General features: G+C 63.1%; 12 protein-coding genes. 6 read left to right on the forward strand and 6 right to left on the reverse strand.

Translation table 11 applies throughout. The annotated features are described in order from the left end of the window. Positions 1-9 precede the first annotated feature (9 nt). From F4Y38_03365 to F4Y38_03375, 3 genes are all read right to left on the reverse strand, one after another. On the reverse strand, positions 10-483 hold the full coding sequence (locus F4Y38_03365) for a metallophosphoesterase family protein (protein ID MXY48320.1): 474 nt from the start codon (positions 481-483) through the stop codon (positions 10-12). A 35-nt stretch (positions 484-518) separates the two neighbouring features. Further along, the gene (locus tag F4Y38_03370) at positions 519-932 is read right to left on the reverse strand and encodes a DoxX family protein (GenBank protein MXY48321.1); all 414 of its coding nucleotides are present in this window, start codon (positions 930-932) and stop codon (positions 519-521) included. Between the two features lie 208 nt (positions 933-1,140). Further along, complete coding sequence (locus F4Y38_03375) at positions 1,141-2,139, reverse strand: Gfo/Idh/MocA family oxidoreductase (GenBank protein MXY48322.1); 999 nt, start codon at positions 2,137-2,139, stop codon at positions 1,141-1,143. 249 nt (positions 2,140-2,388) lie between these two features. Here F4Y38_03375 and F4Y38_03380 point away from each other — a divergent pair, with 249 nt between their 5' ends. Beyond that, positions 2,389-2,712 carry a TM2 domain-containing protein gene (locus F4Y38_03380; protein MXY48323.1) on the forward strand — a complete coding sequence of 108 codons (324 nt, stop codon included), beginning with the start codon at positions 2,389-2,391 and terminating at the stop codon, positions 2,710-2,712. Positions 2,713-2,757: 45 nt separating this feature from the next. Here F4Y38_03380 and F4Y38_03385 read toward each other — a convergent pair whose 3' ends face one another. The 3 genes from F4Y38_03385 to F4Y38_03395 all read right to left on the reverse strand — a co-directional run bounded on the left by F4Y38_03385 (position 2,758) and on the right by F4Y38_03395 (position 6,567). Beyond that, the gene (locus F4Y38_03385) at positions 2,758-3,141 is read right to left on the reverse strand and encodes a DUF805 domain-containing protein (protein ID MXY48324.1); all 384 of its coding nucleotides are present in this window, start codon (positions 3,139-3,141) and stop codon (positions 2,758-2,760) included. 69 nt (positions 3,142-3,210) lie between these two features. Then, positions 3,211-4,332: a mandelate racemase/muconate lactonizing enzyme family protein gene (locus F4Y38_03390; GenBank protein MXY48325.1), complete on the reverse strand. Its 1,122-nt coding sequence runs from the start codon at positions 4,330-4,332 to the stop codon at positions 3,211-3,213. A 114-nt stretch (positions 4,333-4,446) separates the two neighbouring features. After that, positions 4,447-6,567 (reverse strand): hypothetical protein, encoded by a 2,121-nt coding sequence (locus tag F4Y38_03395; protein MXY48326.1) that lies wholly within the window; start codon positions 6,565-6,567, stop codon positions 4,447-4,449. A gap of 241 nt (positions 6,568-6,808) precedes the next feature. On the opposite strand from F4Y38_03395, the gene F4Y38_03400 reads away from it, so the two are divergent. The 5 genes from F4Y38_03400 to F4Y38_03420 all read left to right on the forward strand — a co-directional run bounded on the left by F4Y38_03400 (position 6,809) and on the right by F4Y38_03420 (position 15,398). Further along, complete coding sequence (locus tag F4Y38_03400; GenBank protein MXY48327.1) at positions 6,809-8,029, forward strand: pyridoxal phosphate-dependent aminotransferase; 1,221 nt, start codon at positions 6,809-6,811, stop codon at positions 8,027-8,029. Between the two features lie 215 nt (positions 8,030-8,244). Next, positions 8,245-9,576: a tryptophan 7-halogenase gene (locus F4Y38_03405; GenBank protein ID MXY48328.1), complete on the forward strand. Its 1,332-nt coding sequence runs from the start codon at positions 8,245-8,247 to the stop codon at positions 9,574-9,576. Between the two features lie 95 nt (positions 9,577-9,671). Continuing rightward, positions 9,672-10,229 (forward strand): hypothetical protein, encoded by a 558-nt coding sequence (locus tag F4Y38_03410; protein ID MXY48329.1) that lies wholly within the window; start codon positions 9,672-9,674, stop codon positions 10,227-10,229. A 7-nt stretch (positions 10,230-10,236) separates the two neighbouring features. After that, positions 10,237-12,447 carry an NHLP family bacteriocin export ABC transporter peptidase/permease/ATPase subunit gene (locus F4Y38_03415; protein MXY48330.1) on the forward strand — a complete coding sequence of 737 codons (2,211 nt, stop codon included), beginning with the start codon at positions 10,237-10,239 and terminating at the stop codon, positions 12,445-12,447. Then, positions 12,447-15,398 (forward strand): ATP-binding cassette domain-containing protein, encoded by a 2,952-nt coding sequence (locus F4Y38_03420; protein ID MXY48331.1) that lies wholly within the window; start codon positions 12,447-12,449, stop codon positions 15,396-15,398. Before F4Y38_03415 ends, F4Y38_03420 begins: the two co-directional genes overlap by 1 nt. The last annotated feature ends 30 nt before the right edge of the window (positions 15,399-15,428 follow it).

The raw sequence follows: 15,428 nt of genomic DNA on the forward strand, positions 1-15,428 counted from the left end.
ACCCACGCACTAGACCTCCAGGTACTTGATCTCTCCACGTATATACTTTATAGATACCTGCAGACGGGCAACCGAGACGGGAAGACGGAAACGGCGGGGTCCCGCGGAACCGGGATTGAGCTGCCATACCCCATCGCCGCGCTGGTCCCATTTCGGCCGGTGGGAATGGCCGTAAATAACCACGTCGATACCTGCCGCGGCCGGATCCACGTTCAGGTCTTCTATATCGTGCACCACGTAAATCGACCGGCCTCCGACCTCCAGCAGTTCGGTCACCGGCAGGCGCGCCGCCCAGGACTGGTAGTCCGTGTTCCCCCGCACGACCGTTACCGGCGCGATCGCCGACAGGCCGTCCAGGATGTCTTCGCCGCCTACGTCCCCGCCGTGTATGATCCTCTCCACCCCGTCCAGCGCGTCCACGGCCTCCGGCCGCAACAGGCCGTGGGTATCTGAAATCACACCGATCTCGACGGTCTGTCTCATAATCCTCCGCGTCTGATTCGATTCCACCGGGTCCGCTAGGACTGGTCTTTCATGGTGCCCGGCATCAGACTGTACTTGCCCGGACCGGCAAACCAGAGGGCGATGTATACGGCGCAGAGTTCCATGGCGTGGGATGCGCCGTTAAGCCCGGCACCCGGATCGTCCGCCGGCAGCGACAGATGGCGCAGCATGGCCATCAGCATGGTAAGGGCAAGCAGCGTCGTCGCGGGCCGGAAGAACACGCCGAGCATCACGAGGATCGAGCAGAAGAATTCCGCGAACCCGGCCATGAAGCCCCAGAACGCCGGCAGAAAGCTGATGCCGATCAGTTCCATGTTGCCGCCGATGGCGGCCCAGCGCCCGGGATTGGAAATCTTGCCCCATCCGTGATAGGCCGCCATGCTGAAGCCGATCACGATGCGGATGATGAGCAGGCCGAGGTCGGTCATGCCGAGATTCTTCGTAAGGAAGCACACCAGTCTGTTCATGTGGTTATCCTCGTGGGTTGGGTGAGTTCGTGTTGAAATGATGTAGAAAACAAGCAAGTGCACGCCACATCGAGCGGGACGGTGTGAATGCGCTATCCGGAACGGACCGGACTGGGCCAGGTCGGACCAGGCCAGGCCGGGCCGGGCTATGCTGGGCCATGCTGGGCCGTCATGTCCAGACTACCTCCCGCGCTTCACCGCCGGGTCCGGCCTGCAGGATCGCATCCGCCACGGCAATGGCCTTGATCGCCTCCGTGCCCGGCGACAGGCAGGTGACGTCTCCGCGTACGCAGGACAGGAAATGCTCGGCCTGAAAAGCGTACATGTCGGGTTCCGATTTCGCCTTGATCAGGGTCTGTTCGCCTTCACGGTCCGTGAAGCAGCAGTACTGGTGGGGATCGGCGTCTTCCGGATCGGGCAGATCCCCGGTGCCGAACTGAATGAACCCCTTCGGCCCGATGATGTCGTGCAGCCCGTTGCCCCGGACCGCCCAGCTCCACGACATGAGCAACTGGTTGCCGTTCCGGTAGCGCACGATGGCGGAACAGGTGTCCAGGGCGGATGACTCGGGTTCCAGGTCGATTGAACTGGAAAGGACGCTCTCGGGATCGCCGAAGAGGAAATTCGCGAAGTCGTAGTTGTGGACGGCGCCGTCCATCAGCGGTCCGCCCCCCATGTCGTGGTCCATGTACCACCGTCCGGGACCGAACCCAGCCATGGCGTTGCGCCAGAGGATGGGCGACCCCAGCTGTCCCGAGGCCACGTACGCGCCCCAGGACTTCCAGTGAGGGTCGAAACGGCGGCAGTGGGCGACCATGATGAAGGTGTTATTGTGATCCGCCGCCTCGTTTAGCCGACGGCATTCCTCCACCGTGCGCGCCATGGGCTTTTCCACCAGCACCGGGATGCCCGCGTTGAGGGCGGTCAACGCCGCGGCACAGTGCAGTCCGGTCGGCACGGCGATTACGACGGCGTCCACCTCCCCGCTGTTGACGATGGCCTCCGTGGAATCAAACAGCTTCGTGCCCGGGAAGGTCTCGGCAAAACGCGCCCGCATTTCAGGGGACGGATCGGCGCCCGCGACCAGCTTGCATCCCTCAACCCCGTTAAATGCCCTGGCCTGATGCGAACCCATGCCGCCAAGTCCGATAGAACCCACCCTGATCATGGTCTGTCCTTTCGTGGGATGCCTTTGGATCTACGTCATCAATGCAGGTTTCCGCAAACACCGATGAGCTTTAGAACCACTGTCGCCGAAACAGAAGGAAACTTATATGCGAATTCGCTTGTCCAATATATGACAGGTACTATAACTACTCGATGGTCAAGTGTTCAAGGCCTTATGCAAACTGTTCGTGATTAGGGCGTAGTTCGTGCCGTCCTCGACACCGTACCACATACCACGGGAGATCATGCAATGTCCAATGAACAGGAATTACGGGAAGCGAACCTGGCAAAACAAGATCTGGCGAACGGAGAACAGTTGCAGTTCGACGTGCAGTTCGCAACCCGGCGAAAAGACCCCAGAACGGCCCTAGCGATCAGTATCATCGGCGGTTCGCTCGGTGTCGACCGATTCTACATTGGCGATATCGGCCTCGGCATCGCCAAATTACTGACCCTCGGCGGGTTATTCATCTGGACGATCATCGACTGGTTCCTGATCATGGATGCGGCCCGGCTCAATAACAGCGAGCTCATGCGTCAGGTCCGGGACAGCATTGTCCAGGCGAGAGCCTGAGACGGACGGCAATCCAGCGTGTTCTCGACGGGCCCCGCCGGCTTCTCACCACCTGGCCGTTTCAGCCTTTGGATCGGGTCCGAACCGGTTGTCGCCCCTCGTTCCTTGAAGAATTAAAAACACCAGCAGAATCAGGACACCGACAAACGGGATGAACGCGATCAGAATCCACCAGCCGGTGCGCTCGGTATCGTGAAGGCGTCGAACGATTACAGCGAGATAGGGTACGACTACTGCCAAATAGTAAAGCGTACTCAGGAACCCAATGATATCTCCGCCCATCTCGAATTGCCATCCCATAAACTCGTCAATTACCGCGAGGAAAATGGAAATGATCGTGGAGAAAAGGAAAAACATCCAGAATTCCTTCCTCCGCGCCCTGCCTTCGAAGACCGCGTACTTCTTCAATACATCAATATACCAGTGCATGTTCCCTCCCTGTCGTGTGTATTTCTAATCAGACCGAAATAGCGTACCTGGTTTCCCGGGCAGACCGTCTCACTGCCACAACGCTTCCCCTTCCGGTATCTGCGATGCGAGATAATCCTCGTTCAGTTCCACGCCCAGTCCGGGCGCTTCCGTCAATACCACGTGTCCATCCTGGATGACCGACTCCTCCGTCGCCAGCACGTCGTCCCACGTCGGATCGTCGAACCGGTGGTACTCGAGCACGAGGAAATTCGGTACGCTCGCGCAGACATGGGCGTCGCCGACCGTGCTCAGTGCGCTCGAGTTGTTGTGCGGGGCGAAGGGCACGTAGTACATCTCCGCCATGTTCGCGATCTTCCGGCATTCCGACAGGCCCCCGCACTTCGAGATATCCGGCATGATGATGTCGGCGGCCTGCTGCTGAAGCAGGTCTCTGAATCCATGGCGGAGATAGAGGTTTTCACCGACGCAGATGGGCGTCCCCGTGGCCTGGGTGATCTTGGCCAGCGCATCGATATTCTCCGGCGGCACCGGTTCCTCGAGCCACAGGAGGTTCAGCGGCTCGAACTCATGGGCCATCTTCATCCCGGCCGTCGCGTCGTACCGGCCGTGGAGGTCGATGGCCAGGTCGAGGGACGGGCCGATCCCCTCCCGGATCGCGTAGGCCTGGTCCACGAGCGATTTCAGTTCGTCGGGCGTGACCGACCAGTTCCAGGGGTCCAGCTTGTGGGGGTTCTGCGCATCGTCGAGATCGAACTTGATCGCCGTGAATCCCCGTTCCTTCACCTCCGCGGCGCGCTCGTTGTAGTCGGCGTGCGCGCTGTCCACGTACAGCCTGACCCGGTCCCGGAACTTGCCGCCCAGGAGTCGGTATACCGGTACGCCCTGGGCCTTGCCGGCGAGGTCCCAGAGCGCGATCTCGATGCCGGTCAGCGCCGATATGGAGGTGCCGCCCGCGCCACCCATGAAAATGTACCTTCGGCGGATGTGTTCGAAGCAGGCGTCCACGTCGCGGGGGTCCATGCCGATGATCATCTTCGCCATGTGTCTGGTAGAATCCCGCCAGCCGGGGTCGACGTGACTGGTCTCCCCCGTACCGTAAACACCCTCATCGGTGTATACGCGGACGTAGTGGTACGTGTATCCGGACGACACCTTCACATCAGCGGTCTTTATCTCGGTAATCTTCATTCCTTCTCCTGTCTGGTTCCGGGTTTATTGGGGCTTCCGCCCGCGTGCTCCGTCGGCCGTCTTCCATGCCGTCATCTCATGCGAAACGGCCGGCACGCCACCGGCATCCCCTGCTCAGTCACCTATCCGGACGGCCTTCAACCGGTTGTTGCCATGATCGCTGACGAGGAGCACATCCTCTCCATAAAAGCAAAGGCCATGGGGCTCGTTCAACGGCGCGCGCTTCGCGGCCACCGGCCCGTCGCAGTCGCCGTATTCACCGCTGCCAAAAACGGTCTCGAGGTCGCCGTTCTCCGCGATGCGACGCACCAGGTTGTTGCCCGTATCGGAGAAGTACACGCGTCCCCGCGCGTTCAGGGCCAGGCCCCGAGGCGTGGAAATTGCGGATTGCGAAGCCAGCGACCCGTCCGGCGAGAAGCCCTCGTCTCCTGTGCCCGCTACGGTGGTAATGATCCCGGTATCCCCATCCACCCGCCGCATCACATGGTACCGGTCATCTGCGAAGTACAGGTGCCCGGATCCATCGACGCTGATGGCCGTGGGCGATCCAATTCGCGCCTGGGTCGCCGGCCCGCCGTCGCCCGAATTCCCCTGCAGGCCGATGCCCGCCACCGTGGTGATGATACCGGTTCCGGCGTCGACGCGCCTGATACGCCCGCAGCCGGCATCGCCGATGTATATGTCGTCGCCGGGGCCGTGGGCCACCGCGAGGACGTGCATCAGGCATGCGCTCAGGGCCGGGCCGCCGTCCCCCTTGTCCCACTTGAAGGCCGCGCCCGCGACGTTGCGGATCACGCCGTCCCGGTCCACGCGACGCACGTGGCCGTGGCGGGTATCGGCGATGACCACCCGGCCGGAGCGGTCCACAGACACGTCGTGGGGGTTGCCGAGATGGGCATCGACCGCCGGACCGCCGTCGCCTCCGTAGGCCCGGGCGCCCGTTCCCGCGATCGTCCGGATCACCCCGGTTTCCGGGTCGATGGCCCGGATGCGCTGGTTCCAGACGTCCGCGACGAACAGCGTGCCGTCCGGGCCGGCAGCCAGGCCGCCGGGCCCGTTCAGGAAGCCTGCCACGGCGATCTCGCCGTCGTGCACGGTCGTGCCGCCCAGGACCGTGGTGACGATACCGGTGGCGCCGTCGCAGCGGCGCAGCCGGCCGGAGCAGTCGCCCCAGAACACCGTGCCGTCCGGGTCCGCGAAGATCCCCGCTTCCACGGAATTGCACCGCGTGACGGAACCGTGCAGCCCTTCCTCGCCGAATCCCGGTTCACCGGTACCGGCCAGCGTCCGTACGATACCCGTCTCGCGCTCCACCTTTCGCACTCGGAAACCGTATTTCTCGCCGACGTAGAGATTGTCGTGGGCGTCCAGGCAGATGGCGTCCGGCATGAGCGTGCTCGCCTCCGCGGCCGGGCCGCTGTCGCCGTTGGACGCGCGCTGGCCATTGCCCAGGACCGTGTCGATGATCCCCGACCGCATGTCGATTTTGCGCACCCGGTCGTTGGAATTGTCGCACACGTACAGGTCGCCCCGGGAATCGAAGGCGAGGTGTTCCGGGTGATAGAACCCCGCGTCGCGGGCCGGGCCGCCGTCGCCATGGTACCCCCCCAGGCTCAGTCCGGGTCCCCCGTAAGGCCGGCTTTCTCCCCGCTCGGAGGGGTAATGGCGGGCGTGATTGCCAAAGACGGTCTCTACAATTCCGGTCCGGGCGTCGATACGCCGGATGTTGTTCGTCCACTCGCTGGACAGGTACACGTTGCCATCCCGGTCCACGGCCACGCCGCAGGTGCAGTCCAGTTCCGCGTCCAGCGCCGGACCGCCGTCGCCGCCCCGGCCGATCGCCCCGTTGCCGGCGACGCGGGAGATGACGCCGGTCTCGTAATCGATGCGGCGGATCGTGTGGTTGCCCAGGTCGGAGAGATACACGTTGCCGTGGCGGTCCTGGTACAGGTCATGGGGATAGCGGAACCGCGCTTTAGCGGCCGGACCGCCGTCGCCCGAGTTGCCCGCGACACCGTCCCCGGCAAAGGCGTGGAGGATCCCGTCGCGATCGATGCGCCAGATGCGGTGCCACTGGTAGTCGATCACGACCAGGTCGCCGTCGGGCCGGCGCGCCACGCCCATGGGCCAACCGGCGTCGGCCTCTTTCGCCGGAACACCCGCGCGCTGGCCCACGCCGGCGATAACCAGGGTTTCTCCGGCGGGCAGGTTCTTGAACCGATCAACAATGCGCATGCGTAAGGGGAGTAACCCGGCGATTGCGTGTATTCATTCGGCATTCAAGGCAGTGAAGACGGCGGATCGGACAGGCGTCCGCCGCGTCAACATGGTACAGTCCAGGGCCATGCATGGCAACCGTTAAATGCAAATTGACAGCACCACCGCGACCGGTTAACATACGACGCCGTACGGCCACCTTCTACACGACTTAGTACAGCCTTTTCACAGCCCCGAACCGATGGAGATGCCCTTCCTGATGAACTATGATTTCGACCAGCGCATCAATCGCAACGGAACCAATTCGTACAAGTGGGACTATGTAAAACGGGACGGCGCCATCGTCCCGTGGAACGAGACCGACGCCAGCCGGCACGAGAAACCCGTACTTCCGCTGTGGGTGGCGGACATGGACTTTCCGTGCCCGCAACCGGTGGTGGACGCTGTGAAAGAAATCGCAAACCTGGGCGTCTACGGGTACGCCTTTCCACCGCCGTCCTACTACGAATCCGTGGTGCGGTGGATGAAGCGGCGCCATGACTGGTCCGTCGATCCCGACACCATCTGCTTCACCCCGGGCATCGTACCCGCCCTCCACATGCTGGTCTCGGCTTACACGAAACCCGGCGACAAGGTGCTGGTGCAGCCGCCGGTGTACTATCCCTTTTACCATGCCATCGAGCACCTGCAGGCGCGACCGGCGCTGAACCCGCTCCAATACCGGGACGGCCGCTACTACATGGACTTCGACGACCTCGAAGCCAAATGCGCCGACCCGGAGGTCAGGATGGCCATCCTTTGCCATCCCCACAACCCGGTCGGACGGATCTGGACCCGGGAGGAGTTGCGGCGCTTCGGCCGGATCTGCATGGACAACGACGTGCTGGTCGTGTCCGACGAGATCCACGGCGACCTGATCCTGGGGAACCGGGGTTTTACGCCGTATGCCACGCTGGGTCCGGAATACGAGGCGCGGTCAGTCATCTGCACTTCACCCAGCAAGACTTTCAACCTCGCCGCGCTGCAGGCGTCGAATATGATGATTCAGGACCCGGAACTCCGGGAGCCCTTCCAACTGACTATTCGCAATGCCGGCCTCTTCACGCTGAATCCCTTCGGCATCGCGGCCGTCGAGGCCGCCTACAACGAGGGCGAAGAATGGCTGGAGCAGCTGCTGGCCTACCTGGAGGTGAACTACCGGTTTCTCGAATCCTTCTTCCGAGAACGGCTACCCGGCATACCCGTCATCGAAACCGAGGGCACCTATCTCGTGTGGGTGGATTTCACGAGCCTGGGGCTGGACAAGGACGCCCTTCAGCGTCTCATGATGGAGGAGGCGCGCGTCTTTCTCGATGAAGGGTACATCTTCGGCCCGGAAGGCGAGGGTTTCGAGCGGATAAACATCGCCTGCCCCCGGTCGATCCTCGCCGAGGCGCTGGAAAGGATCGAGGTGGCGGTGAAGGGGCTGGATTCACGATAGTAACCTGCTGAAGCATCCCTCTGGCCATCCGCCCAACCACAAATTGCATACTGCACGTCCGGCCGGCTTTATCCTCATCGCGCCTCTTGGGATCTCTTCTTTATGCCCTCGATGTTCATGCGATGCAACGGTTTGATACAACTGTTGTCATCCCGCCGGCATTTTGTATCTTATTAGTTACGATCCTTTAACTATTTTGATTCGATTCGGTTACGATGGCGACGTATGCCAAAGGACGCGGTATGATCCAGCCGGGCGCCGAATCTCTACGCAAGATCGCCGTTATCGGGCAGGGGACCGCGGGATCCCTGGCGGCCGCCACCGTAACACGTCTCCACCCCGACGGCGACCACGAGCTGCACCACATCTATGACTCACGTATTCCGGTCATCGGCGTGGGCGAAGGCAGCTGGCCGAGCCTGGTTCAGGAACTGCAGAAACTGACCAGGCTGCCCCATGAGACCGTCCAGCAGCGCTTGAAGGGAACGCGCAAGTACGGTGTCGCCTTCGAGGGGTGGGGCCGGCGCGACCGCGATTTCACCCACTACTTTACCCCACAGCAGGTGTCCTACGCCTACCACCTGTCCGCCGACCTGATGGCGGACTTGCTGCGCGAAGGCACGCGCGCGCGCCATATCGATGCGAAAGTGCTGGACATCACCAGGTTGGAGGACGGCGCTCAGGTGGAATACGAGGACCGGGCGCCGGAACGCTACGACCTTGTATTCGACGCCCGCGGGTTTCCGAAAGAACTCCACCCCGACCGGCACATCGACATTTCCTTCATCCCAACCAATACCGCCGTCATCCGGCGATGCCCGGCGGTCATCGACGGCGGGCGGAACGGACCGGTGCTGCAACATACCTACACCCGGGCGGTTGCCCGTCCGCACGGGTGGATATTCGTCATTCCGCTGACGGTGCACACGTCTTACGGGTACATCTTCAACCGGGATGTATCCGACCTCGCGGAAGTCGAATCGGATTTTGACGCGTTCCTGGAGACCGACGGCGCGGCCGAATTCGAGCAAAGGGCCGTCATCCCGTTTCCGAATTTCGTCCATCGCCGGATCTACGATGGCGCCGTAGCCCGCATCGGCAACGCGGCCGCCTTCATGGAGCCCCTCGAGGCGACGGCGATCGTATCCGCTCAACTGCAGGTCGGGATGGTACTCCACACGCGCCTCAACCGGCCGGCGGCGCATCTTGAGCGCGACGCGCCGGCGGTCAACCGGTTTCTCATCAACAATCTGCTGTGCTACGGTCTATTCGTCGGCTGGCACTATGCCTGTGGTTCGAATTACGACAGCGCATTCTGGCGTCACGCCCGTGAACAGGCCTGGCCGCGACACCGCGAGTCCATGGACCCCGAGGCGGTGGATTGCGATGCGCTCTGTAGATTCGACGGCATGCTCGAACTGCTGAACCGGCCGGTCATCGACAAAGCCGACTGGCACCGGATGTGCGCGGTGCCGCTCACCAGTTACGCCCAGATGTCTCAGGGACTGGGCTGGACCGGCCGACATTCAAATCGTTACATTCCTTGATTTGGATTAGTTAGAACTTCATAATATCTACTTAATAAACAAAACGTGCGGGTTTCCATTCTGCGTATTCTCCATGAGGAGGCATTACCGGCGCCGTGTTCAACAACCTGCTGAACTCATTTCATGAAACCGTTGCGGAGGCGAAGGAAGAACGCGAGCAACTCGACCGGTTGCTGACGATTTCCACGCCGAGGGAACGGCTGCTGGTTGCCGCGATCGCCGTTTTTCTGTGTGTCCTCCTGGCGTGGCTATTCTTCGGCAACGTGGCGCGCAGTATCGTGGTGGTCGGTGTCATCGTGGAACAGGGGGAAACCCTTCCCGACGGCAGTACCTCCGTGGAGGCCCTCGCCTGGATCAACAGCGAAATCGCGCCGGATATCGCGGCCGGGATGCCGGTATTGATCGAGCCGGAGCTGGCGGATGGAGAAACAGACGCACCCGGCGGAACGGTCAGGGCCATCACCGCCGAACCCGTCTCTGGCGGGCCGGCCGCCTTTGAAACCGCGGCGCCGGTATCCGTTTACCGCATCGATATAGTACTCGAGACCGCATTCCCGGAAGACCGGGATCCGGATTCCCTTGCGGGCATGAAATGCCGGATCGTCATCGAACTGGGCAGGCAGTCTCCGATCGGGCTGTTCCTCATGAGGTGACCGCAGGATGACGGTGAGCACGACCAAACGAGCCGGCAACAAGAACGCTGCGGACGACTCGGCAAAGCGGATATCCACGCCCGTTCTGCTGCAGATGCACGCATCGGAGTGCGGCGCGGCCTGTCTCGGCATCGTACTGGGACACTTCGGGAGATGGGTGCCGCTCACCGAATTGCGGGAAAAATGCGAAGTGAGCCGGGACGGAAGCAGCGCCGCGAGTATCCTGCGCGCCTCCCGGCATTACGGTCTCGAGTGCAACGGCCTAAGCGTGCGCGCCGAGCAGCTGAAAATGCTGGAATTGCCGCTGGTGCTGTTCTGGCAGTTCAGCCATTTCCTCGTCCTCGAAGGCATCGACAGCCATTACTACTACCTCAACGACCCTTCCACGGGACGGCGCAGGGTCTCCGCCGAAGAGTTCGAGAAAGGCTACAGCGGTATTGCGCTTCGCTTCAAGCGCGGCGAGGACTTCACGCCTGGCGGCGAGCGGCCCGACCTTTTCAGGCAACTGAACGGCCTGATCGCCGGGTCATGGCGCCTGCTGACCGGCGTGGTGGCCTGCGGACTCATGCTGACGCTGTTGACCCTGGTCGTTCCCGCGTCGCTCGGCGTCTTTGTCGACGACGTCATGGCCAAGCACGGGACCTGGGGCGGATTGGTGACCGCCTTGTTGGGTGGAGGCATCCTGGTATATGTCCTGTCCCTCCTCAAGCACCGGTTCCTCAAGCGGCTCGCGGTCCGGGTATCGATAGCCGGATACAGCAACGGGATGTCACGACTGCTTCGACTGCCGGTGGAGTTCTTTGAAAACAGGCTGGCCGGCGACGTCACGGACCGGGTGTCGTCCACCGACCGGATCGCCAAGAACCTGGCGGACCAGTTCCTGGTGCTCGTGATCGACATGGCCATGAGCTCGGTGTTCCTCGTTGCGATGTTCGCATTCGACGCCGTACTCACGCTGATCGTGCTCGTGCTGGCGCTGCTGCACGCGGTGCTGGCCCGTTTTCTCAACAACCTCAGGGCGGTCCGCAGCCAGTCGATGCGACGCGAGCAGGGATTGCTGATCGGTCTCGGCATGCAAATGTTGAGTCATGCCGACAACCTGCGGATGACGGGTGCGGATGACCGGTTTTTCTCGCGATGGAGCGGGCAACAAGCCCGTGAGTTGCGCGCGCGGCAACTGTATTCCGAACTGGGCTCGGTAAACGCCTCGCTGCCGGGGCTGGTCGACGCGCTGCGCAGTGCGGCGATCCTGGGCATCGGCGGCATGATGGTCATGCAGGGAGAAATGTCGCTGGGCATGCTGGTGGGATTCTATATCCTGGCGGAGATGTTCCTGGCCCCCGTCGAGCGCTTTCTGGAGTTCGCCGAGAACCGCCAGGCCCTCGAAACCGATCTGCAGCGGCTCGAGGACATATCCAAAACCGACGAGGATCCGGTCTTTCGCCGCAGAAACCCGGAATCGGACGCGATCCACACGTTCAACGGCCGGCTCCAGCTCGCCGGCCAGTTGGAGCTGCGCAACGTCACCTTCGGTTACAACCGGAGCCGGCCGCCCCTGATCAAGGACTTCAACCTCGTGATCAAGCCGGGTCAGCGGATTGCCGTGGTCGGTCCCAGCGGTTCCGGCAAATCGACCCTCGCGCGGCTGGTCTCGGGGGTCTACCAACCCTGGTCCGGTGAAATCATGTTTGACGACCATCTGCGCGATCAGATCCCCGAGGAAGTGCTGCGGCAATCCATCTCCATGGTGGACCAGGAGATCGTGCTCTTTTCCGCGTCCCTGCGCGACAATATCACGCTGTGGAACCCGGCCATCCCGGACGAGGTCCTCTTCGCCGCGACACGGGACGCCCAGATTCACGACGAAGTCCTGCTCAGGCCCCAGGGCTATGCGACGCTCGTCGAAGAAGGCGGTTCGAACTTCAGTGGCGGCCAGCGCCAACGGCTGGAAATCGCCCGCGCGCTGGTGGGCAAACCCACGGTGCTCATCCTGGACGAGGCCACCAGCGCCCTCGACGCGGCCACGGAGGAATACGTCGATGATGCGCTGCGGCGGCGCGGGGTCACCTGCCTGATCGTGGCGCACCGCCTGAGTACCGTGCGGGACTGCGATGAGATCATCGTGCTGGACGAAGGTGTTACAGTGCAACGGGGCACGCACGACGAGCTGATCGCCGACCGGGACGGCGTGTACTACAAACTGGTCAGGTCGAACTGATGCGGCACAACGAACCGAAATACCCGTCATTGGCCGAACTTGCCGATCGCTTCGGTGAATCCGTGCCCTGCGCGGGCAACCTGCCCGTCAACCTCGACGACCCGGACAGCGTCTGGTTCATCGACCAGGGCGTCGTCAATCTGTTCCTGGTCGAGCTCAAAAGCGGGACGGAGCAGTCGGCGCCGCAGCACCTGCTGCGGCGGGAATCGGGCTGGCTGCTGCCGGGAGTCGCGCCGCACCGGCCGGGCAGTGAAGCGGACACCACGCTAAGTATCATCGCCAGGGGACTGCCGGGCACCCTGCTCAAACGTCTGCCAGCCGCCCTGCTGTCCCGGGTGGACCCGGCGGAACTGGCGGAACAGACCGATACGTGGCTGACCGCCATAACGGAGACGCTGGCGCGTTTCGCCATCCCTCCTCCACGTCCGACCGCGCTGGCCGAACCCGGACTGACGCAGACCCTGGCGCCGAGTACGCTGTCCGTACGGCGCGGCGTGGTGTGGGTATCCGAACCGCCGTCCGGCGCGGGCCTGTTCATGGGGATCGTCGACACGGCGGAACTTGCCGAGCCTGGCAGCCCCCACGAGACGGTGATCCCCCTGACCCGGACAAGCTGGCTCACCCTGGTCGACGAGGCGACACTGACCGGGCAGTCGACGGAGACACTGGTCCGGCAGGGCAGACTGATGGCGGCGCTCGCCTCGTTTCACGCGGTCGCATTCACCCTGGAACGCCTGAACCGCCGGCTGGTCGTGGTAGATGCCGTCAATCTCGAACGGGCGCGGACCGCGAGCCGCCGAACGGCCGAGCACACCGCGCGTCAGCGACTCTACAATATCTACGACCTTCCGACCGACCGGGACGCCGGTGTCGAGGATACGGCACTGGCGGATGCGCTGCACCTGATCGGCCGCCATGAAGGGATCGATTTCAAGATACCGGTGCGATCGGGTCAATCCGAAGCCCCCGTCGGCCTCGTGGACATTCTTGACGCTTCCGGCGTGCGTGCCCGGCGCGTGCGTTTCAACGCCGAGGACCGCTGGTGGCACGGCGACAGCAACGCGCTGCTGGCCTATCGCGCCGGCGACGGGCGGCCCGTGGCGCTGCTGCCGGGCATGTTCGGACGATACCGGCAGATCGACCCGGCCGGCAATCGCCGCACTCGGGTCTCGGCGGCCCGCCTGGCCGGTACGGACGGGCTGGCGGAAGAGGCCTGGATGTTCTATCAACCCCTGCCGGCGAGGGGCGTGAAACCTTCGGACCTGCTGCGCATCGCCCTGCGCGGCTCGGCCTCGGATTGGGTGCGGATGGTGATCGCCGGGCTTCCATACGGCGTAATCCGGCTGCTGCCGGCGCTCGCCCTCGGGTTCGTTGCGAACCACATCTCTGCGGGTGGAAGCGCGGGAGCGCTGTACGCGGTCGTCGTGGCGATTGCGGCCTTCGGCCTGCTCGGCGCACTGCTGCACCTCCTCCAGAGCACGGCGATGATGCGGCTGGAGGGCCGCTCGGCCTCCCGGGTCGAAGCCGCCTTCTGGGACCGTCTCATGCGCCTTCCTCCCGGCATGCTGCACCGCAATCCGGCCGGCGACCTGGCCATGTCCGGCATGACCTTTCAGCAACTCCGCGATGGATTGCGGGGGGTCGTCTCCAACTGTTTCCTTTCGCTCGTATTCCTGCTTCCGGTTTTTGGCGTCATCTTCTTCTACGATGCCACCCTCGGGATCGTCGCCCTGCTCTTCAGCCTGGTTTCGCTGCTGGTCACCCTGGTGCTGGGGTTGCGCCAGATCTCTCCGTACGGGTGGATGATCAGGTCAGCCCGGCGCGTAGCCGGCCGGCTCTTCCAGATCGTGGGAGGCATTTCCAAGCTGCGCATGGACAACGCGGAAGGTTCGGCGTACGCCATCTGGGCACGGGACTATCGCGCACAGAAGCGCGCGGAGATTGAGCTGGGCACGCTGGAGGGGCATTCCAGGGCATTCGGCGCCGCACTGCCCTTCCTCGCCGCCGGGGTGCTCCTGTTCACGGTGATGGAGGCGGGAGACCGCACCATGCCGGTCGGCGATTTTCTCGTCGTCTACACGGTCTTCATCGTGTTTCAGTCCACCATCGCCCGGCTCGGTGAGTCCATCGGCGCCCTGGCCTCCATGCTGCCGGCCTTCGAACAGATGCGTCCGCTGCTTTCGGCGGCGCCTGAGTCGGGAACGGAAGGCGAACCGGTCGAATACCTTGGCGGGGACATCCTCTTCGACCGTGTTTCATTCCGCTACGACGCCGACGGACCGCTGATCCTCGACGACGTCACGATACGCGCCCATCCCGGCGAATTCGTCGCGATCGCCGGGGAATCCGGCGCCGGCAAGAGCACGCTGTTCCGGCTCGCGCTCGGTATCGACTGGCCGACCGCCGGAGCGGTGTACTACGACGGGCGCGACCTGAGGCACCTGAATCTGAAGCAGGTGCGCCGGAAGATCGGCGCGGTGCCCCAGTCGGTCGGGCTCCATCCGCAGGATCTCTGGGATAATCTCGTCAGCCATCACGTAGACGTGACGACGGATGAAGTATGGGCGGCGGTCCGGACCGCGGAAGTCGAGGATCAGATCAAGGCCATGCCCATGGGCATGATGACCATGGTGGGCACCAGCGGCTCCGTCCTGTCGGGCGGCGAGAGCCAGCGCATCACGATCGCCCGCTCGGTGATCGGCAGCCCGCGTATCATGTTGTTCGACGAGGCGACGAACTGGCTGGACAACGAGAACCAGGCCGGCGTGATGCGTAACCTGGCCGCTCTGACTTCCACCCGCCTCGTCATCGCCCATCGCCTGTCCACGCTCGAGCAGGCCGATCGCATCTACGTGCTGAAAGGCGGCAAAGTCGTGCAAAGCGGCTCCTTCAACGAACTGAAGGAGTCCGACGGAGTATTCAGGGAACTGATCAGACGGCAAATCGCCTGATCCGGATGGGTGGCGGGCGGATGGGCGGCG

The organism is Gemmatimonadota bacterium (assembly GCA_009838645.1).
Lineage (GTDB): Bacteria > JAAXHH01 > JAAXHH01 > JAAXHH01 > JAAXHH01 > JAAXHH01.

Excerpts from the sequence above, each read along its gene's own strand:
- F4Y38_03365 (MXY48320.1), bottom strand. The coding sequence starts at position 483 with ATGAGACAGACCGTCGAGATCGGTGTGATTTCAGATACCCACGGCCTG.
- F4Y38_03370 (MXY48321.1), bottom strand. The coding sequence starts at position 932 with ATGACCGACCTCGGCCTGCTCATCATCCGCATCGTGATCGGCTTCAGC.
- F4Y38_03375 (MXY48322.1), bottom strand. The coding sequence starts at position 2,139 with ATGATCAGGGTGGGTTCTATCGGACTTGGCGGCATGGGTTCGCATCAG.
- F4Y38_03380 (MXY48323.1), top strand. The coding sequence starts at position 2,389 with ATGTCCAATGAACAGGAATTACGGGAAGCGAACCTGGCAAAACAAGAT.
- F4Y38_03385 (MXY48324.1), bottom strand. The coding sequence starts at position 3,141 with ATGCACTGGTATATTGATGTATTGAAGAAGTACGCGGTCTTCGAAGGC.
- F4Y38_03390 (MXY48325.1), bottom strand. The coding sequence starts at position 4,332 with ATGAAGATTACCGAGATAAAGACCGCTGATGTGAAGGTGTCGTCCGGA.
- F4Y38_03395 (MXY48326.1), bottom strand. The coding sequence starts at position 6,567 with ATGCGCATTGTTGATCGGTTCAAGAACCTGCCCGCCGGAGAAACCCTG.
- F4Y38_03400 (MXY48327.1), top strand. The coding sequence starts at position 6,809 with ATGAACTATGATTTCGACCAGCGCATCAATCGCAACGGAACCAATTCG.
- F4Y38_03405 (MXY48328.1), top strand. The coding sequence starts at position 8,245 with ATGGCGACGTATGCCAAAGGACGCGGTATGATCCAGCCGGGCGCCGAA.
- F4Y38_03415 (MXY48330.1), top strand. The coding sequence starts at position 10,237 with ATGACGGTGAGCACGACCAAACGAGCCGGCAACAAGAACGCTGCGGAC.
- F4Y38_03420 (MXY48331.1), top strand. The coding sequence starts at position 12,447 with ATGCGGCACAACGAACCGAAATACCCGTCATTGGCCGAACTTGCCGAT.